We start from the raw sequence: 21,367 nt of genomic DNA on the forward strand, positions 1-21,367 counted from the left end.
ATTATGATTGTTCGCGATTTCAACAAACTCAAAGACACCGACCGTTCGGTTTCGGACGCCCAGTGGAACTCGGTCCGCATGCTGCTGGCTGATGATGGAATGGGGTTCTCGTTCCACATCACCACCCTGCACGCAGGCTCGGAACACCAGTTCCACTACAAGCATCACTTCGAAAGCGTGTTCTGCATGCAGGGCAAAGGCTCGATCACCGATCTGGGCACCGGCGAAACGCATGAAATCACGCCGGGTGTGATGTATGCGCTGAACCTGCATGACAAGCACATCCTGCGTGCTGAAGAAACGCTGGTCATGGCCTGCTGCTTCAACCCGCCGGTGACCGGGACCGAGGTTCACCGCGAAGACGGCAGCTATGCACCTGCCGCAGAAACGGCGTAAATCATGACAGACCCGAACAAAACTCACACCGTCGAAAAGATCGGTGGCACGTCGATGTCGCGGGTCCATGAATTGCGCGACACGCTGCTGATCGGCGACCGCACGGGGACCGACCTTTATGGTCGGATCTTCGTGGTCTCGGCCTTCGGTGGCATCACGAACCTGCTGCTGGAGCATAAGAAGTCGGGCAAGCCCGGCGTCTATGCAGCCTTTGCCAATGGCGACGGCGATCACGGCTGGCTGGAGGCGCTGGACCGCGTCGCCGATGCCATGATCGAGGCGCATCGCACGATCCTGACCCATCCGGGTGATCTGGAACACGCCGATGCCTTCGTGCGCGATCGCGTGCTGGGCGCCCGCAACTGCCTGATCGATTTGCAACGCCTGTGTTCCTATGGCCACTTCCGCCTGTCCGAACATATGCTGCAGACCCGCGAACTGCTGTCCGGCCTGGGCGAAGCGCATTCCGCCTTTGTCACCACGCTGATGATCCAGCGCGCTGGCGTTCAGGCGCGTTTCGTCAACCTGTCGGGTTGGCGTGACGAGGGCGAGGTAAGCCTCGACGAACGCATTACCGGTGCGATGCAGGGTGTCGATCCGCAGACGGAAATCCCGATCGTCACCGGCTATGCCCAGTGCCGCGAAGGTCTGATGCGCGAATTCGACCGCGGCTATTCCGAGGTGACATTCTCGCGGCTGGCCGCCCTGACCGGCGCGCGCGAGGCGATCATCCACAAGGAATTCCACCTGTCCTCGGCGGACCCGAACCTTGTCGGCGCGGATGCCGTCCGCAAGCTGGGCCGCACGAATTACGACGTGGCCGACCAGCTGTCGAACCTGGGGATGGAGGCGATCCACCCGAAAGCCGCCAAGACCCTGCGCCAGTCCGGCGTTCCCCTGCGCGTGACCAACGCGTTCGAGCCGCATGACCCCGGTACCCTGATCGACGACCAGCCCGCCACCGAACCGGCGGTCGAGATCGTCACCGGTCTGGATGTCTTCGCGCTGGAGCTGTTCGAACAGGATATGGTCGGTGCCAAGGGCTATGACGCCTTCATTCTGGAAGTGCTGACCCGTCACAAGGTTCGCATCGTCAGCAAGGTGTCGAACGCCAATACGATCACGCATTACGTTAACAGCAGCCTGAAGGTTCTGCGCCGCGTCGAAAAAGACCTGACGGAACGCTATCCCTCGGCGGATGTCTCGTCTCGCGCAGTCGCAATGGCCGCGGCCGTTGGTCGTGATCTGAACGGTCTGGCAGTCCTTAGCCGTGGCCTAAACGCCTTGGCCGCCGCCGATCTGGAGGCGATAGGTGCGACTCAGGGCCCGCGTCCGGTCGATGTGCAGTTCATCGTCGAACGCGACGCGCTGGCAGGCGTCATCAAGGCGTTGCACCGCGCGTTGGTCGAAGATCAGGCGCAGCCGGTCCGGAAAGCCGCCTGACACCGCAGGCAGCATCGAAACAAAGGGGGCGATCCGCAAGGGTCGCCCCTTTTTCGTGGCCGGAACAACCCCCTGCCCTCACCTGGCCCCCTTGCAGTGCCAAGGCCCCCGTCCTATATCGGTCCTGTCCGGAGCAATTCGGACTATGGACATAAACGCGCTCGTAATAAGCGGATCGGACCCGGGGGCGGTACCCGGCGGCTCCACCAAGACACCCTTCATTGGGGGCGAATGGGGCCGAAACAGGATCGACGAACGTCTAAAGGGGTTATGCTTTGTCTCGGTGAGCTACTACCGTTATCGGTGCAAAACGTACAGTTGCCAATGACAACCGTGCTCCGGTCGCTCTGGCTGCGTAAGCAGTCCGAAAGATCGAAACCTAAGCCCTTGCGCCTAGCAGCGTAAGGCGGGGCCCGCAGGAGCCTGGCAACAGAATCCTGCACCTCATTTCCCCGCATGCCCCCCTTTTCATCGACGCCCATATCCCTATGCTTGGCGCGCAAGATGAAAGGTTGAACCATGGCGCGGTCTGAATTGGATTACGGCGGAATGATGCATCGCGCGATGCAGGGGCTGATTGCCGAGGTATTGCGCAAGGTTGGCCGCGACGGCTTGCCGGGCGAACATCATTTCTTCATCACCTTCGACACCCGCGACGATGGCGTCGAGATGGCCGACTGGCTGCGCGAACGCTATCCCGAGGAAATGACCATCGTCGTCCAGAACTGGTTCGACAACCTGACCGTGGCCGACGACCATTTCACCATCACCCTGAATTTCGGCAACCAGCCCGAGCCGCTGCACATCCCCTTCGATGCGCTGCGTACCTTCGTCGATCCATCCGTCGAATTCGGCCTGCGCTTCGAAACGCAGGACGGCGATGATGATGAGGACGAGGATGAAGACGGCGACGCCGAATTCGACCTGAACGCCGAAGACGATGGCGACGATACGCCCCCGTCGGGCGGCGGCGAGGTCGTCAGCTTGGACCGCTGGCGCAAGTAGGTTCAGGGAAAAGGCCGATGACCGTGATGCATGGACTGTCGGCCTTTCCGATCACACCTGCGGACGATGACGGCACCCCGCGCGCCGATGATCTGACGCGGATCGTGGCGCGCATCGCATCGGCTGGCGTTAACAGCATCGGCGTGCTGGGGTCCACTGGCAGCTATGCCTATCTGACACCCAACCAGCGCCGCGATGTTGCCAGCATGGCCATCCAAGCTGCCGGTGACACGCCGGTCATCGTGGGTGTCGGGGCACTGCGCAGCGACGTCTCGACGATGCTGGCCCGTCATGCAGCGGATGCGGGTGCAGCGGGGCTGTTGCTGGCGCCCATGTCCTATACGCCGCTGACCGATGATGAGGTTTTTCAGCATTTCCGGACTGTAGCCGATGCCTCGGATCTGCCGATCTGCATCTACAACAACCCCTCGACCACGCATTTCACCTTTAGCATCGACCTGCTGGCGCGTCTGGCGACCCTGCCGACCGTGCAGGCGGTCAAGATGCCCCTGCCCGGCGATGGTGATTTCGCCAGCCAGATTGCTGCCCTGCAACGCGACCTGCCTGACGGCTTTACCATCGGCTATAGCGGCGATTGGGGATGTGCGGCCGCGCTGCAGCAGGGCGCCGATGCCTGGTTCAGTGTCGCAGCTGGATTGTGGCCCGAACAGGCGCTGATGCTGACCCGCGCGGCGCAGGCGGGTGATCCACAGACGTGGCAGGCGCGTTTCCAACCCATGTGGGACTTGTTTCAGGCCCATGGCAGCCTGCGTGTCGTGCATGCTGCAGCCCGTTTGATGGGACTGACAACCGCCCTGCCCCAGCGCCCGCTGCTGCCGCTGCCCGACCATGTGACGCCGCAGATCAAGGCCGCCATCGCCACTTTGGGCGGCTGAAGGCGCCAGCATACCGTTGCATACCGATTGCGAATCCGGGGCATCGCGGCTAGAACACGCATGAAAATCGTGAGGGAGCGACCCGATGACCAATATCCGTACCGAAACCGACAGCTTTGGCCCGCTGGACGTTGATGCGTCGAAATACTGGGGCGCTCAGACGCAGCGGTCCATCATCAACTTCCCCATTGGCTGGGAACGCCAGCCCGTCGCCATCATCCGCGCGCTTGGTGCCATCAAGCTGGCCGCCGCCCGCGTGAACCGCGCCAATGGCGATCTGCCTGCCGATCTGGCCGAGGCGATGGAACAGGCCGCCACCGAGGTCTTCGAGGGCAAGTTCGACGACAACTTCCCGCTGGTTGTCTGGCAGACCGGGTCCGGCACCCAATCGAACATGAACGCCAATGAGGTCATCAGCAACCGCGCGATCGAGATCATGGGCGGCGAGATGGGATCGAAAAAGCCCGTCCATCCCAACGACCATTGCAACATGGGCCAGTCCTCGAACGACACCTTCCCGACGGCGATGCATGTCGGCATCGGCATGATGGCCCGTGACGTGCTGTTGCCCGGTCTGGAAAAGCTTCATGCAGCACTGGTCGCCAAGTCGGAAGAATTCAAGGACATCATCAAGATCGGCCGCACCCATACGCAGGATGCAACGCCGCTGACGCTTGGTCAGGAATTCGGCGGCTATGCCCATCAGGTCGCCAAGGGCATCCAGCGGGTCAAAGCCTGCCTGCCCGACATCTATGAACTGGCGCAGGGCGGTACCGCGGTCGGCACCGGTCTGAACACCAAGAAGGGCTGGGACACGGCCATCGCGGCGGAAATCGCCAAGATCACCGACCTGCCCTTCGTCACCGCCCCGAACAAGTTCGAGGCACTGGCCGCCCATGACGCGATGGTCATGTTCTCGGGCGCGTTGAAGACGGTGGCTGCATCGCTGTTCAAGATCGCCAACGACATGCGCCTGCTGGGGTCTGGTCCGCGTTCGGGTCTGGGCGAGCTGATCCTGCCGGAAAACGAACCCGGATCGTCCATCATGCCGGGCAAGGTGAACCCCACCCAGGCCGAGGCGCTGACCATGGTCTGCGCCCATGTCATGGGCAATGACGCGGCCATCGGTTTCGCCGGGTCGCAGGGTCATTTCGAACTGAACGTCTATAACCCGATGATGTCCTATAACCTGATGCAGTCGATGCAGCTGCTGGGCGATGCGGCTGGCAGCTTTACCGACAATATGGTTGTCGGCACGCAGGCCAACCTGCCCCGCATCGAAAAGCTGATGAAGGAATTGCTGATGCTGGTCACGGCGCTGGCCCCCACCATCGGCTATGACAACGCCACCAAGGTCGCCAAGACCGCGCATAAGAACGGCACCACCCTGCGCGAAGAGGCGATCAACCTTGGCTTCGTCGACGGCGAGACATTCGACCGCGTGGTCCGCCCCGAGGACATGATCAGCCCCAAGGGTTGATCGCCTGACCGGGCGGGGCCATCATGGTCCCGTCCCTATTGCAAAGGCAACGCCCATGGCCCGCGTCATCAACCTGCGCACCGCCCGCAAGCAACGCGACCGCGACGCCAAGCGGGCCGAGGGTGACGCCAATGCCGCAAGACATGGCGAGGCAAAGCCCGTCGCCGATCTGCGCAAGGCCTTGGCCGAACAGGATGCCCGCAAGCTGGACGGGCATCGCAAGGATGATTGACCTGCCGCCCATGTCGCAACCGGCCAAACGGTCGGTGACCATCGACGGGCACCGCACCTCGGTTTCGCTGGAGGACCCCTTCTGGAAGGAAATCGGCGTGCAGGCCAGCGCCCGCAATATCACCCGCGCCGCGCTGATCGGACAGATCGACCATGGCCGCCCGCCTGATGTCGGTCTTGCCACGGCGTTGCGCTTGTTCGTCCTGCATTGCCTAACGAAGAAGGACTGACCTGATGCAGGAACCTGCCCGCGACCGCAGCGCCTATGCCGTCTTCCAACCCATGCAGACCCGCTGGCGGGACAACGACCAGTTCGGCCATATGTACAACGCGACCTATCTGGAGCTGTTCGACGAGGCGATGAACATGTCGCTGATCGACAAGGGTTTTCTGGACCATGCCTCGGACGGGCCGATCATGGTGGTGGTGGAAAACGGCTGCCAGTTCCTGCGCGAGGTCGCCTATCCCGACCGCCTGACCATCGGGCTGCGGGTGGCCCACATCGGCCGGACCTCGACCCGGTTCGAGATGGGGATGTTCCGCGCCGATGACCCGACGGAATTGGCGCGGTCGCATTTCGTGATGGTCACCGTCGACAACACGACGCGCCGCCCCGTCCCCATTCCGGACGAACAGCGCGCCATGCTGGAAACGATGCGCGCACCCTAACGCAGGTCGGGCAGCACGTGGTCCTTGAACTGCTTGCGCAGGGTCAGCTTGCTGATCTTGCCGGTGGCGGTCATCGGCATTTCATCGACATAGACCACATCGTCGGGAAACTGCCATTTGGCCAGATGTCGTTCCAGCGTCGTGCAGATTTCCTGCAACGTGGGGCGTGCCTCACCGGCGCATTTTACCACCATCAGCGGGCGTTCGTCCCATTTCGGATGCGGCATGGCGATCACCGCGCATTGCGCCACGCCCGGATGCGACAGCGCCAGGTTTTCCACGTCGATCGAGCTGATCCATTCCCCGCCCGACTTGATCAGGTCCTTGGCGCGATCGTGCAGAGTCAGCGTGCTGTCCGACGCGATCGAGGCGATATCACCCGTCCCGAACCAACCGTCCTTGTCGATGACCTTGGCCCCCGCCTGCGGATTGTTGTAATAGCCGGCGGCCACGGTGTTGCCCCGCACGTAAAGTTCGCCCATCGCCTCGCCGTCATGCGGCTGGCGGGTGCCGTCATCGCCGATGATCTTCATTTCGACCCCGAAGACGCGGCGGCCTTGGGTTTGCTTCAGGTCCATGCGCTGATCGAAGGGCAGTTCGCGCTGCTGGGCCGTCAGCGATCCCTGGCTGCCAAGGGGCGAGGTCTCGGTCATGCCCCAGGCGTGGTTCACGTCGATGCCCAGCTTCTCGAAGCCCTCGGTCAGGCTGCGGGGCATGGCGCTGCCGCCGACGACGATGTGGCGCAGGGCGTCGGGCTTGGCACCACGGACCTTCATCTCGGCATAAAGCCCCTGCCAAATGGTCGGCACGCCCCATGCGCTTTGCACGCCCTCGGCCTGGCACAGGTCCCACAGGCTGGCGCCGTCGAGGTTCGGCCCCGGCATGATCAGGCTGGCCCCGATCAGGGGCGCGGTGAAGGGCAGCCCCCAAGCGTTGACGTGAAACAGCGGCACCACGGGCAGAATGCGCGGCTGGATGCCCAGATCGGGCCCCAGAACCGCCGCCGTCGCCAGCGAATGCAGCATGTTGGAACGGTGGGTATAAAGCGTGCCCTTGGGATCACCCGTCGTCCCTGAAGTATAACACAGCCCCGAGGCCGTGGTTTCGGGGAAATCCGGCCATTCGCGGTCGGTGGCCCGCCCCTCCAATAGGTCTTCGTAGCATAGGGCATCAAGGGTGTTTTCCGGCATATGCGCGCGGTCGGTCATGATGACGAAACGCATCGGCGGCAGCTGGTCCTTCAGCTTTTCCAGCAGCGGCACAAAGGTCAGATCGGTGAACAGCATCCCGTCGCCCGCGTGATGGGCGATGAAGCACATTTGTTCGGGCGACAGCCGCGGATTGATCGTGTGACAGATGGCCCCGATGGCCGGAACGGCGTGATAGATTTCCAGATGGCGATGGCCGTTCCATGCCAGCGTGGCCACCCGGTCGCCCATGCCGACGCCCATATCCTGCAAGGCCAGCGACAGCTGTACGGCACGCCCCCGCGTCTGCGCCCAGCTTTGACGATGCACATCGCCCTCGACCCGGCGCGAGACGATCTCTGATCCGGGGAAGCTCTCTGCGGCGAAATCCAGCAGGCTGCTTTGCAGCAGCGGGCGGTTCATCATCATGCCATCCATGGGCGTCTCCTCCTTCGTCCTCGGGACGCATGATGGCGGGAATGACGCAGGGTGCAACCCGACAAAGCGCGGGCCGCCCATGAATGTCGCAGGGTCAATCCGATGTCAGGTCGCGCTGATGTGGGTCGAGGTCAGGTCCAGCAGTAGCCGGTCCTCCTGATCGCGGACCTCGGTGCGCACGGTGGACATTCGGCGTCCGCGTTTTACCCATCGGGCCGTGGCCGTCAGCACGCCGTCACGCCGGTTGGCCAGCAGCTGACCGTTCAGGGTCACGGCGACGGGGAAGCTATCCATGCCCTCGCGCACCTGTTCGCCGCCCAGCACCAGATTGGTGGCGATGACATCCGCGAACCACACAAGCGCGCCCGCGTGGATGGTGCCGAAGGGGTTCAGAATGCCCGACTGGACCTGCATCTCGCCTTCCGCCTCGGTATCGCTGACACCGATGATGTCGAACTGGATCTGTCCTGATAGGCTGCGCTCTGCCATGCCGGTTCTCCTTTTTCCGGGCCTTTGGGCCTGCTGGGAACCCAACGTTCCCCAAGGGCCGATCGGTCCGCCCTGCCTGCGCGAAATTGCGTCCATGGCAGGTCATTCCGGTTGCATTATCCCAGACGCGCGATCAGCGCCGAGGTGTCCCACCGGCCGCCGCCCATCTTCTGGATATCCTTGTAGAACTGATCCACCAATGCCGTCACCGGCAACGAGGCCCCGATCTGGTCCCCCGTCGCCAGACAGATCCCCAGATCCTTGCGCATCCAGTCGATGGCAAAGCCGTGTTCGAATTCGCCCTTGTCCATGGTCTGATGGCGGTTAACCATCTGCCAGCTGCCTGCGGCGCCCTGGCTGATGACCTCGACCACCTGCGACACATCAAGGCCCGCCTTCTGTGCGAAGGCCAGTGATTCCGACAGGCCCTGCACCAGACCCGCAATGGCGATCTGGTTGCACATCTTGGTCATCTGACCCGCGCCGACCTCGCCCATCAGGCGGCAAATCTTGGCATAGGCATCGATCACCGGCGCGGCGCGGTCGAAGTCATCCTGCGCGCCGCCGCACATGACCGACAGCTGACCGTTCTGCGCGCCCGCTTGCCCGCCCGAAACCGGCGCATCGACATATCCGATGCCCACCTCGGCGGCCTTTTCCGCCAGTTCGCGCGTCACCTGCGCCGAGACTGTGGTGTGATCGACAAAGACCGTGCCCTTGGACATGCCCGCGAATGCGCCATCGGGGCCAAGGCAGACCTGCCGCAGGTCGTCGTCATTGCCGACGCAGGCCATCACGAATTCGGCACCTTCGGCAGCCTCGCGGGGCGTCGGCTGGTGCCTGCCCTGATGGTCGTCCGTCCATGCAGCGGCCTTGGCCGCCGTGCGGTTGAAGACCGTCACCTCATGTCCCGCGCCCGCAAGATGCCCCGCCATCGGGTAACCCATCACGCCCAATCCCAGAAACGCCGTTCGTGCCACGCTGTCCTCCTGCCTGTCGCTATGCTGCAGATGGTCTCGGCGCGTTGAACTGGCCGCTGACCTGTCTTATGCAGCACACCATCACCCGCGCGCCCCGGGGTCAACCCGTGCCGCGCCACCCTGCCCAAGGAACCGCCCCCGCATGCTGACCATGTTCCGCTGGCTTCTCAGGCTGACTGTCGCGCTGATCGTATTGCTGGTCCTGACCGTCACCCTGATCTGGTATTTCGCCGTCCGGTCGCTGCCCGATTACGATGCATCGTATCAGGTCGAGGGCATTTCGGCCCCCGTCGAGATCGTGCGATCGACCGAGGATGTGCCGCATATCTTCGGCGAAACGGATGAGGACGTGTTCTTCGCCCTGGGGCTGGCCCATGCGCAGGACCGGCTGTTCCAGATGACGCTGCTGCGCCGCGCCGCCCAAGGGCGTCTGGCCGAGGTGCATGGCCCGCGCGCCATCGCCGCCGACGATCTGGTCCGCAGGCTGGGGCTGTATCGCAACGCGCAGGCCTCGTTGCCGTCGCAGGACGATGCGACCAAGGCGGCGCTCTCGGCCTATGCGGCGGGGGTGAACCAATGGATCCGCATCGTCAACGACGGCGCCATGGGACGCGGCGCGCCCGAGTTCTTCCTGTTCCCCGACACCATCGCCTATTGGCAGCCCGCCGATTCGCTGGCCATCCTGAAGCTGATCGCCGCCGCCAGCAGCGAGGCCGCCCAATCCGAGATCCTGCGTGCCCGCCTGTCGCTGGCATGGCCCGATCACGGCCCCGAGGTGGTGTCCGCCAATCCGCTGCCCAGCTATGCCTCGCTGTTTCCCGGCGCGCGTCTTGGAACGCCCGAACGCCGTCAGCGGGTGGATGCGGATCATCCGCTTGGCTTCCTGCGACCCGGCATGGTGCTGGGCGGCAATGCCTTTGCCGCAGCCCCCGATCGTACGGCCGCGGGCGGAACGCTGCTGGCCAATGACCTGCATGCCGGGCTGACGGCGCCGTCGCTTTATTATCTGGCACGCGTGCAGCTGTCTTCGGGCGGTATCATCGGTGCGACCATCCCCGGCATGCCGCTGGTCCTGTCGGGCCGGTCGTCCAAGCTGTCATGGGCGGTGACCCCGACCGCCATCGACGACGCCGACATCGCCATCGAAGAGGTCCAGCCGGGCAATGCCGACCGCTATCGCGGGCCTCAGGGCTGGACCAGTTTCCGCACCCGGACCGAGGTGATCCGCGTGCTGGACGCCCCTGCCCGCACCATCACGCTGCGCGACACGCAGAACGGTCCCGTGGTTCCGGCGCTGGACGGCGGACTTCGCGACGTGACGCCCATCGGGCATGTCCCGGCCCTGCGCTGGACCGGTCTGTCGCGGCAGGATGCCACCATGTCGGCGCTGATGGGCATGATGCGGTCGCAGACCCCCGATCAGGCGGCGCGTGCGCTGGCCGGAGTTGTGGCCCCCGCCATCAACGTCACGCTGGCCGATCAGGGTCATGTGTCGCACGTCATGGCGGGCGCCTTGCCCACCCGCAGCGCCGATCACCCCACGGGCGGTGCGCTGCCCAGCCCCGGCTGGCTGCCGGAAACGGCATGGCAGGGGGCGACCTCATTGGCGGGTCAGGCGCAGGAGCCCGATACCGGCGTGTCCTTCGGCACCGAAGAGGCACCCGGCGATCAGATCCGCCTGACCCGTCTTGAACGCCTGATGGACGACCGGGAGGTGCATTCCCGCGACAGCTTCATCGCCGCCCAGCTGGACGTCGTCAGCCCCGCCGCACGCCGCCTGTTGCCGCTGGTCGGGGCCGATCTGTGGTTCACCGGCGATCCCGCAGCCCCCGGCACCCCCGAACGCCAGCGCCAGGACGCGCTGTCGCTGCTGGCCGAATGGGACGGCGCCATGAGCGAGCACCTGCCCGAGCCGGTGATCTATACCGCATGGATGGCCGCGCTGCAGGACCGGCTGATCCGCGACCAGATCGGGCCGCTGACCGATGACATCACCCGCATCCAGCCCGGCTTCATCGAAGCGGTCTTCCGCAACCGCAACGGCGCCGCGCGCTGGTGCGACATCGCCCAAAGCGCCGCCACCGAGGATTGCACCACCATCGCCCGTCAGGCGCTGGACCGTGCCATTCTGGACCTGACCGAGCGTTTCGGCCCCGATGTGGCCAGCTGGCGTTGGGGCGATCTGCATCAGGCGGTCCACGTCCACCCCGGGCTTGGCGATCTGCCTGCGCTCGGCTGGATCATGAACATCCGCCAGACCATTTCGGGCGGAGATTTCACCATCGCGCAAAGCGGCCTGCTGGGGGATGGCGGCGATCCGTTCCGCGCCAACGGCGGGGCGGGCTTCCGCGGGGTCTATGATCTGGCCGATCCCGACAGTTCGGTCTTCATCGTCTCGACGGGGCAATCTGGCCACCCGTTATCACGCCATTACGACGATCTGTCGGGCCTGTGGCGGCGGGGCGAATACATCGGCATGTCGCTGGACCCCCAGCTTGCACGCGCGGCGGCGACCGGCGTGACACATCTGACCCCCAAGCAATGAACGACCGAACCTAAAACGCAAAACGGGGGGCCAAGGCCCCCCGTTCGCATTCCCGGATCCCGAAAGGATCAGAAATGGATGGCGCGTCCATAGGCGTCCAGCACCGATTCATGCATCATTTCCGACAGCGTCGGATGCGGGAAGACGGTTTCCATCAGGTCCTGTTCGGTCGTCTCAAGCTGGCGCCCGATGACATAGCCTTGGATCAGCTCCGTGACTTCGGCACCGACCATATGCGCGCCCAGCAGTTCGCCGGTCTTGGCGTCGAAGATGGTCTTGACCATACCCTCGGGCTCGCCAAGCGCGATGGCTTTGCCGTTGCCGACGAAGGGGAAACGGCCGACCTTGATATCCAGACCGGCCTCCTTGGCCTTCGCCTCGGTCAGACCCACCGAAGCGACCTGCGGGTTGCAATAGGTGCAACCGGCGATGCTGCCCGGCTTGATCGGATGCGGATGACCGCCCGCGACCAGTTCGGCCACCATGACGCCTTCGTGGCTGGCTTTATGGGCCAACCAGGGCGCGCCTGCCAGATCGCCGATGGCGTAAACACCCTCGACGCCGGTACGGCAGTATTCGTCGGTGACGACATGGGTCCGGTTGACCTTGATGCCAGCCGCTTCCAGACCCAGGCCTTCGGTATTGCCGACGATGCCGACAGCCGAGATCACGGTGTCGAATTCCATCGTTTCGGTCTTGCCGCCCGCCTCGATATGGGCGGTGACCTTGTCACCCTTGCGGTCCAGCTTCTTGACGGTCGCCTTTTCGCGGATCGTCATGCCCTGTTTGACGAACTGCTTTTTCGCGAAGGCGCTGATCTCGGCGTCTTCAACCGGCAGGACGCGGTCCATGACCTCGACCACGGTGGTATCGGCGCCAAGCGTGTTGAAGAAGCTGGCGAATTCGATGCCGATGGCACCCGAGCCGATCACCAGCAGCTTTTTCGGCATATGCGGCGGGTTCAGCGCGTGCTTGTAGTTCCAGACCAGCTTGCCATCCGGTTCCAGCCCGGGCAGTTCGCGGGCGCGTGCGCCGGTGGCCAGGATGATCGACTTGGCGGTCAGTTCCTCGGTGCCCTTGTCGGTCTTGACGGTGACCTTGCCTTTGCCGGACAGCGTCGCCTCGCCCATGATGGTCGTGACCTTGTTCTTCTTGAACAGGTGACCGATGCCGCCCGACAGTTGCTTGGCGACGCCGCGCGACCGTTTCACGACGGCAGGCAGGTCATAGCCGATCTTTTCCGCGGACAGACCGAAATCCTTTGCGCGTTCCATCAGGTGGAACACCTCGGCGCTGCGCAGCATGGCCTTCGTGGGGATACAGCCCCAGTTGAGGCAGATGCCGCCCAGATGCTCACGCTCGACGCAGGCCACCTTCAGACCAAGCTGCGCGCCGCGGATCGCGGCGACATAACCGCCCGGTCCGGCGCCAATCACCACCATATCGAAATTCTGGGCCATCATGTCCCCCGGCTGACTAAGAATAGTTCAGCGTTAAACCATTTGCCGCAAGGCGGCAAGCGGCGGGGTCAGCGGTCGTCGCGCGGGTCGTGGGCGTCCGCATCGGGAACATCATCACGGTCGGACGCATCGCTGTCCGATTGCGCCTCGTCCAGGACCGCCTCGACCGCGATGGTCGTGGCGGTGGTGCTGATGACGGCATAGCTGCCCTGTTCATCGGGGGTCAGCGCGCGGCGCTGCGTCGAACGCCAACCGGCATAGACCGTCAGGGCCAGCAGCAGAACGCCCATGTAAATCCAGTAGCCGTCCGGCCCGACTACGCCCATCAGCCAACCGGTGATGATCGGACCGCCCATCGACCCAAGGCCATAGATGAACAGCAGCCCCGCCGAGGCCGCCGCCATGTCCGACTGGTCCAGATAGTCGTTGGTATAGGCCAGCAGCAGCGCATAGATCGGGTTCGCCATGCCGCCCATTGCAGCGCCCGCGATGATCAACCCTAAGGTGCCCGGCTGCATGGCCACGACGACCAGCGACACGACGCCACCCGCCGCCGCCAGCATCAGCACCAGACGACGCCGGTCATAGCGGTCGGAAATCCAGCCGATGGGGTATTGCAGCACCAGACCGCCCGCATAGATCGCCGCCACGAAGACCGAGATCTGCGCCACTGACAGTCCGATCACCGCCCCCCAGACCGAGGACATGCCCGACAGCGATGCCAGCACGCCCCCCATCAGGAAGATCCCCACGCAGCCCAGCGGCGATGCGCGATAGAGATCGCCAAAGGACATCCGCTTGATCGTCTCGAACTGGGGGGCGGGCTGGGCCGACAGCAGGATCGGCGTGAAGGCCAGCGAGACCAGCACAGACGGAATGATGAACAGCAGATAGCCCGCAGGGTCGCCGACGTTCAGCAGCGCCTGCGCCACCACGATGCCCAGCAGCTGGACGATCATGTAGAGCGACAGCGCCTGCCCGCGGTTTTCATTGCTGGACCCGGCATTCAGCCAGCTTTCCGCCGTGACGTAGACGCCGCAGAAGCAATACCCCAGCAGAAAACGCAGCAGCGTCCAGCTGATCCAATGCGGCTCGACCGCGTAAAGCACCAGGGCTGCGGAAATCAGCGACCCCAGCGCCGCAAAGACCCGCACGTGACCGACGTTCTTGATCAGCGCCGGAACCGTCAGGCTGCCCAACAGGAAGCCGCCGTAGTAACCCGCCATGACGACCGACATCAGGAAGGTCGGAATGCCCTCGATGCCGCCGCGGATACCCAGCAGCGTTCCCTGCATGCCGTTGCCGACCATCAGCAACAGAATGCCCAGAAGCAGGGGCCATGTGGTGCGCAACACCGAAATCATCACGGGTCTCGTTCGTCAGGGGTGGGACAGGTCGAAGACGCTGCCCTATTCTGCAAAGGCCCATGATGCCAGCAGGAAAGCGACCTCAGGGGATCAGCAGCGACGCATCGCCATAGCTGAAGAAGCGATACCCCTGTCCGACCGCATGTCCATAGATCGCCTTGATTTTTTCCGGCCCCATCACGGCGGAAACCAGCATCATCAGCGTCGATTTCGGCAGGTGGAAGTTCGTCATCAGCGCATCGGTCACCCGGAAGTGATGGCCGGGATAGATGAAGATGTCGGTCGTGCCCTGAAACGGCGACACCACCCCATCCGCCGTCGCCGCCGATTCGATCAGCCGCAGCGCCGTGGTGCCGACCGGAATGACGCGGCGGCCTTCGGATTTGGCGCGCGTGATGGCGGCGGCGGCATCGGCGCTGACCTCGCCCCATTCGGCGTGCATGCGGTGAGTCGTGACGTCCTCGACCTTGACCGGCAGGAAGGTGCCCGCGCCGACGTGCAGGGTGACATGGACGAATTCCACGCCCCGCGCCCGCAGCGACGCCAGCAGTTCGTCGTCGAAATGCAGGCTGGCCGTCGGTGCCGCGACCGCGCCGCTGTTGGCGGCCCAGACCGTCTGGTAATCCTGATGATCCTGCGCGTCGGGCGCGCGCAGTGTGGCGATATAGGGCGGCAAGGGCATCGCCCCCACCTGCGCCAGCGCCGCATCGAAGGCATCGCCCGTAGCGTCGAAGACCAGCCGCAAGCCGCCATCGGCAATTTCCGCGACCGTGGCCGACAGGTCGTCGCCAAAGCGGATCACCTCGCCCTGCTGCAGCTTGCGCAGGGGCTTGGCCAAGGCGCGCCAGCCTTCGGATGCGGGTTCCAGCAGGGTGACCTCGATCTTTGCGCTGACATCGCCTTGCGCAGTGCTGCGATGGCGCGTGCCGGTCAGGCGGGCGGGGATGACCTTGGTGTCGTTCAGGACCAGCACATCCCCCGGCCCCAGGATATCGGGCAGGTCGCTGACGCGGCGGTCGGAAATGTCGTCACCCTGCGCCAACAGCAGTCGCGCCGAACTGCGCGGCTTGGCGGGCCGCGTGGCGATCAGATGCTCGGGCAGGTCGAAATCGAAATCGGAGAGTTTCATGCAGCGGCTTCTGCGACGATGCGCGCAATCCGTCAAGCACCCGTGATGACCCACCAAAAAAGTCGGACTTTACATGACCAACCAATTCGGTCAGATTACCGCCCGACAGGAGGCCCGCATGATCGTTTGCCAATGCACCGGAATTTCAGACCGCGACATCATCGCAGCCATCGACTGGATGCGCAGCGCGGACCCCGAAACGATCATCACGCCCGGCAAGATCTATCACGCCCTTGGGAAACGTGCCGATTGCGGCGGGTGCATGCCGCTGTTTCTGGACACCATGCGCGCCTGCGATAAGGTAGGGGTCGCACCGCCGATTTTGCGGGCCAGAACAGACAGCAAGAAGGAATTCCCCCATGAAGGGCGACGCCAAGGTCATCGAATATCTGAACGCCGCGCTGCGGTCTGAACTGACCGCCGTCAGCCAGTACTGGCTGCACTATCGCTTGCAGGAAGACTGGGGCTTCGGCCGTATCGCCGATAAATCCCGCGCCGAGTTGATCGAAGAGATGAATCACGCCGATCGCCTGATCAAGCGCATCATCTTCCTTGAGGGCCACCCGAACCTGCAGAAACTGGACCCGCTGCGCATCGGCCAGAACCTCAAGGAAACGCTGGAGGCCGATCTGGCCGGCGAACATGACGCACGCAACCTGTACATCGAGGCGCGCGACCATTGCGACAGCGTCGGCGATTACGTCAGCAAGATCCTGTTTGAAGAACTGATCGCGGATGAGGAAGGCCATATCGACTTCCTCGAAACCCAGCTGTCGCTGCATGACACCATCGGCGCGCAGAACTATGGCCAGCTCAACGCCAAGCCCTCGCCCGAGGCCGAATGATCTGATCGGGGGGCGCACTGCCCCCCGGCTTCATGCCAACCAATCGCGCGCCAGTTCCGGCAGATCGTCGAAATGGGCCAGTAGGGCCTCGGGGGCCAGCCGCGAAATCGCCTCGCCCTCGGGACCGAAGGCCACCAGCGCCACCTTGACGCCCGCAGCCGCAGCCGTCTTGCGGTCGGTCTCCGTGTCGCCCACCAGGAAGGACGCGGCGACCGTGCCCCCTGCCCGTTCTACCGCCGCCTGATAGGGCCGCGGATCGGGCTTTCTGACCGGCAGCGTGTCGGCCGCGATCATCGACGCGAAACGATCGCGGATGCCCAATTCGCGCAACAGGCTTTCGGCCAGTGCGCCAGGCTTATTGGTGCAGATCGCGAGCTTGAAACCGTGATCGTCCAACCGGTCCAGCGCATCCAGCACACCGGGATACAGTTTCGTATGCACCGCGATGCTGTCACCGTAATGGCCCAGCAGGCTGTGGTAATCCTGATCCTCGGCGCCCGGCGGCAGCAGGGTATCGGCAGGCATCCGGTCATACCCCGCACGCAGCATCGCCTTGCCGCCATGGAACGCGATCAGCGCATCACCGACCGGATCCAGCAGGTCACCCAAGCCCCGCGCGCGAAAACAGGTATTCGCCGCCGCGATCAGATCCCCCGAGGTATCCGCCAAAGTCCCGTCCAGATCGAAGACCACCGTGCCAGCCATGAATATCCCCCGCGAAATGTTTCGAAAACAAAGGTGACCGCGCCGGGCCTTTCCAGCGCGCCCCCACCCGATTAGAACGCCAAGGAACGAATGCAAACAGACGATGAGGGCGGAATGGCGGAAAATGCAGTAGCGGTGGTGATCCTGGCCGCAGGTCAGGGCAGCCGGATGCAGTCGGACCTTCCCAAGGTTCTGCACCGCCTTGGCGGCGTGCCCCTGTTCGGTCATGCACTGGCCGCCGCCCGCAGTCTGGAGTGCGAACAGGTGATCGTGGTCACCGGCCACGGTAGCGAGCGCGTCACCAAGGCGCTGGCCAAGCTGGACCCCGAGGCCCGCACTGTCCTGCAGGAAGAACAGCTGGGCACTGGCCATGCCGTCCGCCAGACCCTGCCCGAACTGGAGGGCTTCGAGGGCAAGGTCGTCGTCCTTTACGGAGACACCCCCTTCATCGGCGAGGAAACCCTTGCCGCCATAGCCAGCCACGGCAGCGATCTGGTGGTGCTGGGCTTCGAGGCTGCCGACCCGGGCCGTTATGGCCGCCTGATCGTCACCGACCGGGGTCTGGAACGCATTGTCGAATTCAAGGATGCGGATGCCGCCACCCGTGACATCGCGCTGTGCAATTCCGGCGTCATGGCGCTTGATGCCAGCCTGCTGCGCCAGCTGATCGGCAAGCTGTCGAACGAAAACGCCTCGGGCGAATATTACCTGACCGACCTTGTGGCGCTTGCCCGCGCCGAAGGCCGCCGCGCCGATGTCGTCATCTGCGACGAGGATGAGACCCTCGGCATCAACACCCGCGCCGAACTGGCGCAGGCCGAACGCACTTTCCAGACCCGCGCCCGCGCCCGCGCGCTGGAGGATGGCGTCACCCTGACCGATCCCGACAGCGTCTGGTTCGCGTTGGACACCTTTATCGGGCGCGACGCGATCATCGGCCCGAACGTCGTCTTCGGTCCCGGCGTGACAATCGAATCCGAGGCCGAGGTGCTGCCCTTCTGCCATCTGGAAGGCTGCCATGTGTCCTCGGGCGCAACGGTCGGCCCCTTCGCCCGCCTGCGCCCCGGTGCGGAACTGGGCGGCGATGTGCATGTTGGCAACTTCGTCGAAATCAAGAACTCGGTTCTGGATGAGGGCGTCAAGGTCGGCCACCTGACCTATCTGGGCGACGCCCATATCGGCGAGGCGACGAATATCGGCGCGGGCACCATCACCTGTAATTATGACGGCGTGTTGAAGCACCGGACCGAGATCGGCGCCCGCACCTTCATCGGCAGCGACACGATGCTGGTGGCGCCCGTGCGCGTCGGCGACGATGCCATGACCGGATCGGGGTCGGTGATCACGCAGGACGTGCCCGACGGCGCCTTGGCCATCGGTCGTGCCCGCCAAGCCAACAAGCCCGGCCTTGCAACCCGCCTGATGGCCGCCTTGCGCGCCAAGAAAGAGGCCAAGTAACATGTGCGGAATCATCGGCATTCTGGGGCTGAACGAAGTGTCGCCCCAACTGGTGGACGGTCTGCGCCGTCTGGAATATCGCGGCTATGACAGCGCGGGTGTGGCCACAGTTGACGCCAGCGGTCGTCTGGACCGCCGGCGGGCGGTGGGCAAGCTGGTCAACCTGTCCGACAAGCTGGTCCATGAACCGCTGACCGGACATTCCGGCATCGGCCACACCCGTTGGGCCACCCATGGCGCCGCGACCGAGGAAAACGCCCACCCCCACCAATCGGGCCGCGTGGCCGTCGTCCATAACGGCATCATCGAGAATTTCCGTGACCTGCGTGCCGATCTGGCCGAACTGGGCATCCAGCCGCAGTCGCAGACCGATACGGAAACCGTGGCCCTGTGGACCGCACACTGCATGGATCAGGGCATGTCGCCGGTCGAGGCCGCCCGTGCCACACTGGCCCGCCTTCAGGGCGCCTTTGCGCTGGCCTTCCTGTTCGACGGCGAGGGCGATCTGATGGTCGCCGCCCGCAAGGGCAGCCCGCTGGCCATCGGTCACGGCGCCGGGCAGATGTTTGTCGGATCGGACGCGGTGGCGCTGGCCCCCTATACCGACCGCATCACCTACCTCGAGGATGGCGACCATGCCGTCCTGACCCGCGCAGGCGCTCAGATCTTCGACGTGGACGGCAACCAGACGCAGCGCCCGCAATCGCGCATCGACGTCGGCGCCACGGCCATCGACAAGGGCGGTTATCGCCACTTCATGGCCAAAGAGGTCGCCGAGCAGCCCGTCGTCATCGGCGACGTGCTGAACCATTACGTCAAGGGCGACCGGATCGTCCTGCCCGAGGGTCTGGATTTCGCGGGCATCGACCGCATCTCACTGGTCGGTTGCGGGACGGCGCATCTGGCGGGCCATGTGGCGAAGTACTGGTTCGAGCAGCTGGCCGGCCTGCCCGTCGATATCGATGTCGCATCCGAGTTCCGCTATCGCGAGCCGCCTTTGTCGCCCAACAGCTGGTTCATCGCCATCAGCCAGTCGGGCGAGACCGCCGACACGCTGGCGGCCCTGCATTACGCCAAGCCTCATGTCAGCCAGACCATCGGGCTGGTGAACGTCGGCACCTCCGCTATCGCGCGCGACAGCGATTTCGCCCTGCCGACCCTTGCGGGGATCGAGGTCAGCGTGGCCTCCTCCAAAGCCTTCACCTGCCAGTTGGCGGTGCTGGGGGTGCTGGCGTTGAAGGCCGCGCATGACCGTGGCCGGATCGACGATGCGGGTCTGGCGGCCCATTTGCGCGACCTGCGGTCCATTCCGGGGCTGCTGAGCCAGGCCCTGCAGATGTCCGACGAATGCCGGACCCAAGCCGAATGGTTGTCCCAAGCGCGCGACGTTCTGTATCTGGGGCGCGGTTCGTTGTATCCCGTCGCGCTGGAAGGCGCGCTGAAGCTGAAGGAGCTGAGCTATATCCACGCCGAAGGCTATGCCTCGGGCGAATTGAAACATGGCCCCATCGCGCTGATCGACGGCGATGTGCCGGTCGTGGTGCTGGCGCCCTATGACGCGCTCTTCGACAAGACCATTTCCAACATGCAGGAGGTCATGGCCCGCCATGGGCAGATCCTGCTGGTGTCAGATGCGGCAGGCATCAAGGCGGCGGGCGAAGGCGTCACGGCGTCACTGACGCTGCCCACGGGCGGCGGCCTCTTCCAGCCGATGCTTTATGCGGTGCCGATGCAATATCTGGCCTATCACACCGCCGTCGCCAAAGGCACCGATGTGGACCAACCGCGAAATCTGGCGAAATCCGTCACGGTCGAATAAGCGAAAGGCCCGCCGACACGGCGGGCCTTTTTTCACGTGCGGCGGAAGGTGACGTAATGCGGGGGGCGACCCTCGCGCAGCGCCTTTTGTTCGTATCGCGTGCTGATCCAGTCGTCCCACGCCTGATCGGTATCGGCGATCATCTCGAAGCCCGCAGGGGGGACTTCCTCACGGGTCTGGCGGATATAATCGGGGATGTCGCTGGCGACGCGGAAGATGCCGCCCGGACGCATCACGCGCGCCAATGGGATCATATGTTCCGGCGTCACAAAGCGGCGGCGATGGTGACGCGCCTTGGGCCAAGGGTCGGGATACATCAGGAAGGCACGCTCGATGCAGGCATCGGGCAGCACATCCATCAGATCGCGCGCATCACCGGGATGGACGCTGACATTGGTGACGCCCGCTGCCCGGATCTTGCCCAACAGCATCGCAACGCCGTTGATGAACGGTTCGCAGCCGATGATCCCCATGTCCGGATAGGTCTTGGCCATGTGAACCATATGCTCGCCACCGCCAAAGCCGACCTCCAGCCAGATGGGGCGGTCATCGCCAAAGATCGCTTTGGGGTTGATCGGCGTGCGGTCAGGGTTTTCCTGCAGCGTCACATTGCGCGGACGCAGATCGCCAAGATCCTCGGACAGATAGCCCTTCTGGCTGTGGCGCAGGGTCTTGCCGTTCCGGCGACCGTAAAAGTTGCGGCGCGGCGGGTTCGGGTCAAAATCTGATGTGGGTTTATCGCTCATGCAGGGGCAAGTGCCGCAAGCCTGCGTTCCGGTCAAGCCCCGCCGCGCGGGGACCTTGCGGAAAAAAGGGCGCGCGGTT

General features: G+C 64.2%; 21 protein-coding genes and 1 other RNA gene. 14 read left to right on the plus strand and 8 right to left on the minus strand.

Annotated elements, in window-relative coordinates; genetic code table 11:
- Nucleotides 1-3: 3 nt before the first annotated feature.
- The 9 genes from SJY40_RS09195 (at nt 4) to SJY40_RS09235 (ending at nt 6,120) form a co-directional block, all read left to right on the plus strand.
- Nucleotides 4-396, plus strand: a complete 393-nt coding sequence (locus SJY40_RS09195; RefSeq protein ID WP_378945361.1) for an ectoine synthase — start codon at nt 4-6, stop codon at nt 394-396.
- Nucleotides 397-399: 3 nt separating this feature from the next.
- The gene (locus SJY40_RS09200; RefSeq protein ID WP_378945364.1) at nt 400-1,839 is read left to right on the plus strand and encodes an aspartate kinase; all 1,440 of its coding nucleotides are present in this window, start codon (nt 400-402) and stop codon (nt 1,837-1,839) included.
- 87 nt (nt 1,840-1,926) lie between these two features.
- Nucleotides 1,927-2,283: a transfer-messenger RNA gene (gene ssrA / locus SJY40_RS09205) on the plus strand.
- Nucleotides 2,284-2,358: 75 nt separating this feature from the next.
- The gene (locus SJY40_RS09210; RefSeq protein ID WP_378945366.1) at nt 2,359-2,844 is read left to right on the plus strand and encodes an SspB family protein; all 486 of its coding nucleotides are present in this window, start codon (nt 2,359-2,361) and stop codon (nt 2,842-2,844) included.
- 17 nt (nt 2,845-2,861) lie between these two features.
- Nucleotides 2,862-3,740 carry a dihydrodipicolinate synthase family protein gene (locus SJY40_RS09215; RefSeq protein WP_378945369.1) on the plus strand — a complete coding sequence of 293 codons (879 nt, stop codon included), beginning with the start codon at nt 2,862-2,864 and terminating at the stop codon, nt 3,738-3,740.
- 85 nt (nt 3,741-3,825) lie between these two features.
- Nucleotides 3,826-5,220 (plus strand): class II fumarate hydratase, encoded by a 1,395-nt coding sequence (gene fumC, locus SJY40_RS09220; protein WP_378945372.1) that lies wholly within the window; start codon nt 3,826-3,828, stop codon nt 5,218-5,220.
- A 55-nt stretch (nt 5,221-5,275) separates the two neighbouring features.
- Nucleotides 5,276-5,452 (plus strand): DUF4169 family protein, encoded by a 177-nt coding sequence (locus SJY40_RS09225; protein WP_378945375.1) that lies wholly within the window; start codon nt 5,276-5,278, stop codon nt 5,450-5,452.
- Nucleotides 5,445-5,681, plus strand: coding sequence for a ribbon-helix-helix domain-containing protein (locus SJY40_RS09230; RefSeq protein ID WP_378945377.1), 237 nt, complete (start codon nt 5,445-5,447; stop codon nt 5,679-5,681). The genes SJY40_RS09225 and SJY40_RS09230 overlap by 8 nt, the downstream gene beginning before the upstream one ends.
- A 4-nt stretch (nt 5,682-5,685) precedes the next feature.
- Nucleotides 5,686-6,120 (plus strand): acyl-CoA thioesterase, encoded by a 435-nt coding sequence (locus SJY40_RS09235; RefSeq protein WP_378945379.1) that lies wholly within the window; start codon nt 5,686-5,688, stop codon nt 6,118-6,120.
- Here the strand turns inward: SJY40_RS09235 and SJY40_RS09240 are convergent.
- From SJY40_RS09240 to SJY40_RS09250, 3 genes are all read right to left on the minus strand, one after another.
- A complete protein-coding gene (locus SJY40_RS09240) occupies nt 6,117-7,745 on the minus strand; it encodes a long-chain fatty acid--CoA ligase (protein WP_378945382.1) in 1,629 nt (542 codons plus the stop codon). The two genes, SJY40_RS09235 and SJY40_RS09240, sit on opposite strands and share 4 nt — an antisense overlap.
- A 105-nt stretch (nt 7,746-7,850) precedes the next feature.
- Complete coding sequence (locus SJY40_RS09245; RefSeq protein WP_378945385.1) at nt 7,851-8,234, minus strand: PaaI family thioesterase; 384 nt, start codon at nt 8,232-8,234, stop codon at nt 7,851-7,853.
- Nucleotides 8,235-8,350: 116 nt separating this feature from the next.
- Entirely contained in the window at nt 8,351-9,214 is an 864-nt protein-coding gene (locus SJY40_RS09250) for an NAD(P)-dependent oxidoreductase (protein WP_378945388.1), read from the minus strand.
- A 142-nt stretch (nt 9,215-9,356) separates the two neighbouring features.
- Here SJY40_RS09250 and SJY40_RS09255 point away from each other — a divergent pair, with 142 nt between their 5' ends.
- Nucleotides 9,357-11,759: a penicillin acylase family protein gene (locus SJY40_RS09255; RefSeq protein ID WP_378945390.1), complete on the plus strand. Its 2,403-nt coding sequence runs from the start codon at nt 9,357-9,359 to the stop codon at nt 11,757-11,759.
- Nucleotides 11,760-11,827: 68 nt separating this feature from the next.
- Here the strand turns inward: SJY40_RS09255 and lpdA are convergent, their stop codons facing one another.
- The 3 genes from lpdA to queA form a co-directional block, all read right to left on the minus strand.
- Nucleotides 11,828-13,222 carry a dihydrolipoyl dehydrogenase gene (lpdA, locus tag SJY40_RS09260; RefSeq protein WP_378945392.1) on the minus strand — a complete coding sequence of 465 codons (1,395 nt, stop codon included), beginning with the start codon at nt 13,220-13,222 and terminating at the stop codon, nt 11,828-11,830.
- Between the two features lie 65 nt (nt 13,223-13,287).
- A complete protein-coding gene (locus SJY40_RS09265) occupies nt 13,288-14,583 on the minus strand; it encodes an MFS transporter (RefSeq protein WP_378945395.1) in 1,296 nt (431 codons plus the stop codon).
- Between the two features lie 85 nt (nt 14,584-14,668).
- Nucleotides 14,669-15,715, minus strand: a complete 1,047-nt coding sequence (queA, locus tag SJY40_RS09270; protein WP_378945398.1) for a tRNA preQ1(34) S-adenosylmethionine ribosyltransferase-isomerase QueA — start codon at nt 15,713-15,715, stop codon at nt 14,669-14,671.
- A 118-nt stretch (nt 15,716-15,833) separates the two neighbouring features.
- Here queA and SJY40_RS09275 point away from each other — a divergent pair, with 118 nt between their 5' ends.
- Nucleotides 15,834-16,127 (plus strand): bacterioferritin-associated ferredoxin, encoded by a 294-nt coding sequence (locus SJY40_RS09275; protein ID WP_378948344.1) that lies wholly within the window; start codon nt 15,834-15,836, stop codon nt 16,125-16,127.
- Nucleotides 16,075-16,560, plus strand: a complete 486-nt coding sequence (bfr, locus tag SJY40_RS09280; RefSeq protein ID WP_378945400.1) for a bacterioferritin — start codon at nt 16,075-16,077, stop codon at nt 16,558-16,560. Before SJY40_RS09275 ends, bfr begins: the two co-directional genes overlap by 53 nt.
- A 30-nt stretch (nt 16,561-16,590) precedes the next feature.
- Here bfr and SJY40_RS09285 read toward each other — a convergent pair whose 3' ends face one another.
- Nucleotides 16,591-17,265: an HAD-IA family hydrolase gene (locus SJY40_RS09285; protein ID WP_378945403.1), complete on the minus strand. Its 675-nt coding sequence runs from the start codon at nt 17,263-17,265 to the stop codon at nt 16,591-16,593.
- Between the two features lie 114 nt (nt 17,266-17,379).
- Between SJY40_RS09285 and glmU the strand changes: the two genes are divergently transcribed.
- Nucleotides 17,380-18,723: a bifunctional UDP-N-acetylglucosamine diphosphorylase/glucosamine-1-phosphate N-acetyltransferase GlmU gene (glmU, locus tag SJY40_RS09290; RefSeq protein ID WP_378948347.1), complete on the plus strand. Its 1,344-nt coding sequence runs from the start codon at nt 17,380-17,382 to the stop codon at nt 18,721-18,723.
- 1 nt (nt 18,724) lies between these two features.
- Complete coding sequence (gene glmS, locus SJY40_RS09295; protein WP_378945406.1) at nt 18,725-20,542, plus strand: glutamine--fructose-6-phosphate transaminase (isomerizing); 1,818 nt, start codon at nt 18,725-18,727, stop codon at nt 20,540-20,542.
- 32 nt (nt 20,543-20,574) lie between these two features.
- On the opposite strand, the gene SJY40_RS09300 is transcribed toward glmS, so the two are convergent.
- Complete coding sequence (locus SJY40_RS09300; protein ID WP_378945409.1) at nt 20,575-21,288, minus strand: tRNA (guanine(46)-N(7))-methyltransferase TrmB; 714 nt, start codon at nt 21,286-21,288, stop codon at nt 20,575-20,577.
- Nucleotides 21,289-21,367 lie beyond the last annotated feature (79 nt).

Origin of the sequence: Paracoccus sp. R86501 (assembly GCF_042466435.1) — a bacterium.
Classification (GTDB): domain Bacteria; phylum Pseudomonadota; class Alphaproteobacteria; order Rhodobacterales; family Rhodobacteraceae; genus Paracoccus.

Excerpts from the sequence above, each read along its gene's own strand:
- SJY40_RS09195 (WP_378945361.1), top strand. The coding sequence starts at position 4 with ATGATTGTTCGCGATTTCAACAAACTCAAAGACACCGACCGTTCGGTT.
- SJY40_RS09200 (WP_378945364.1), top strand. The coding sequence starts at position 400 with ATGACAGACCCGAACAAAACTCACACCGTCGAAAAGATCGGTGGCACG.
- SJY40_RS09210 (WP_378945366.1), top strand. The coding sequence starts at position 2,359 with ATGGCGCGGTCTGAATTGGATTACGGCGGAATGATGCATCGCGCGATG.
- SJY40_RS09215 (WP_378945369.1), top strand. The coding sequence starts at position 2,862 with ATGACCGTGATGCATGGACTGTCGGCCTTTCCGATCACACCTGCGGAC.
- fumC (WP_378945372.1), top strand. The coding sequence starts at position 3,826 with ATGACCAATATCCGTACCGAAACCGACAGCTTTGGCCCGCTGGACGTT.
- SJY40_RS09225 (WP_378945375.1), top strand. The coding sequence starts at position 5,276 with ATGGCCCGCGTCATCAACCTGCGCACCGCCCGCAAGCAACGCGACCGC.
- SJY40_RS09230 (WP_378945377.1), top strand. The coding sequence starts at position 5,445 with ATGATTGACCTGCCGCCCATGTCGCAACCGGCCAAACGGTCGGTGACC.
- SJY40_RS09235 (WP_378945379.1), top strand. The coding sequence starts at position 5,686 with ATGCAGGAACCTGCCCGCGACCGCAGCGCCTATGCCGTCTTCCAACCC.
- SJY40_RS09240 (WP_378945382.1), bottom strand. The coding sequence starts at position 7,745 with ATGGATGGCATGATGATGAACCGCCCGCTGCTGCAAAGCAGCCTGCTG.
- SJY40_RS09245 (WP_378945385.1), bottom strand. The coding sequence starts at position 8,234 with ATGGCAGAGCGCAGCCTATCAGGACAGATCCAGTTCGACATCATCGGT.
- SJY40_RS09255 (WP_378945390.1), top strand. The coding sequence starts at position 9,357 with ATGCTGACCATGTTCCGCTGGCTTCTCAGGCTGACTGTCGCGCTGATC.
- lpdA (WP_378945392.1), bottom strand. The coding sequence starts at position 13,222 with ATGATGGCCCAGAATTTCGATATGGTGGTGATTGGCGCCGGACCGGGC.
- SJY40_RS09265 (WP_378945395.1), bottom strand. The coding sequence starts at position 14,583 with ATGATTTCGGTGTTGCGCACCACATGGCCCCTGCTTCTGGGCATTCTG.
- queA (WP_378945398.1), bottom strand. The coding sequence starts at position 15,715 with ATGAAACTCTCCGATTTCGATTTCGACCTGCCCGAGCATCTGATCGCC.
- SJY40_RS09275 (WP_378948344.1), top strand. The coding sequence starts at position 15,834 with ATGATCGTTTGCCAATGCACCGGAATTTCAGACCGCGACATCATCGCA.
- bfr (WP_378945400.1), top strand. The coding sequence starts at position 16,075 with ATGAAGGGCGACGCCAAGGTCATCGAATATCTGAACGCCGCGCTGCGG.
- SJY40_RS09285 (WP_378945403.1), bottom strand. The coding sequence starts at position 17,265 with ATGGCTGGCACGGTGGTCTTCGATCTGGACGGGACTTTGGCGGATACC.
- glmU (WP_378948347.1), top strand. The coding sequence starts at position 17,380 with ATGGCGGAAAATGCAGTAGCGGTGGTGATCCTGGCCGCAGGTCAGGGC.
- glmS (WP_378945406.1), top strand. The coding sequence starts at position 18,725 with ATGTGCGGAATCATCGGCATTCTGGGGCTGAACGAAGTGTCGCCCCAA.
- SJY40_RS09300 (WP_378945409.1), bottom strand. The coding sequence starts at position 21,288 with ATGAGCGATAAACCCACATCAGATTTTGACCCGAACCCGCCGCGCCGC.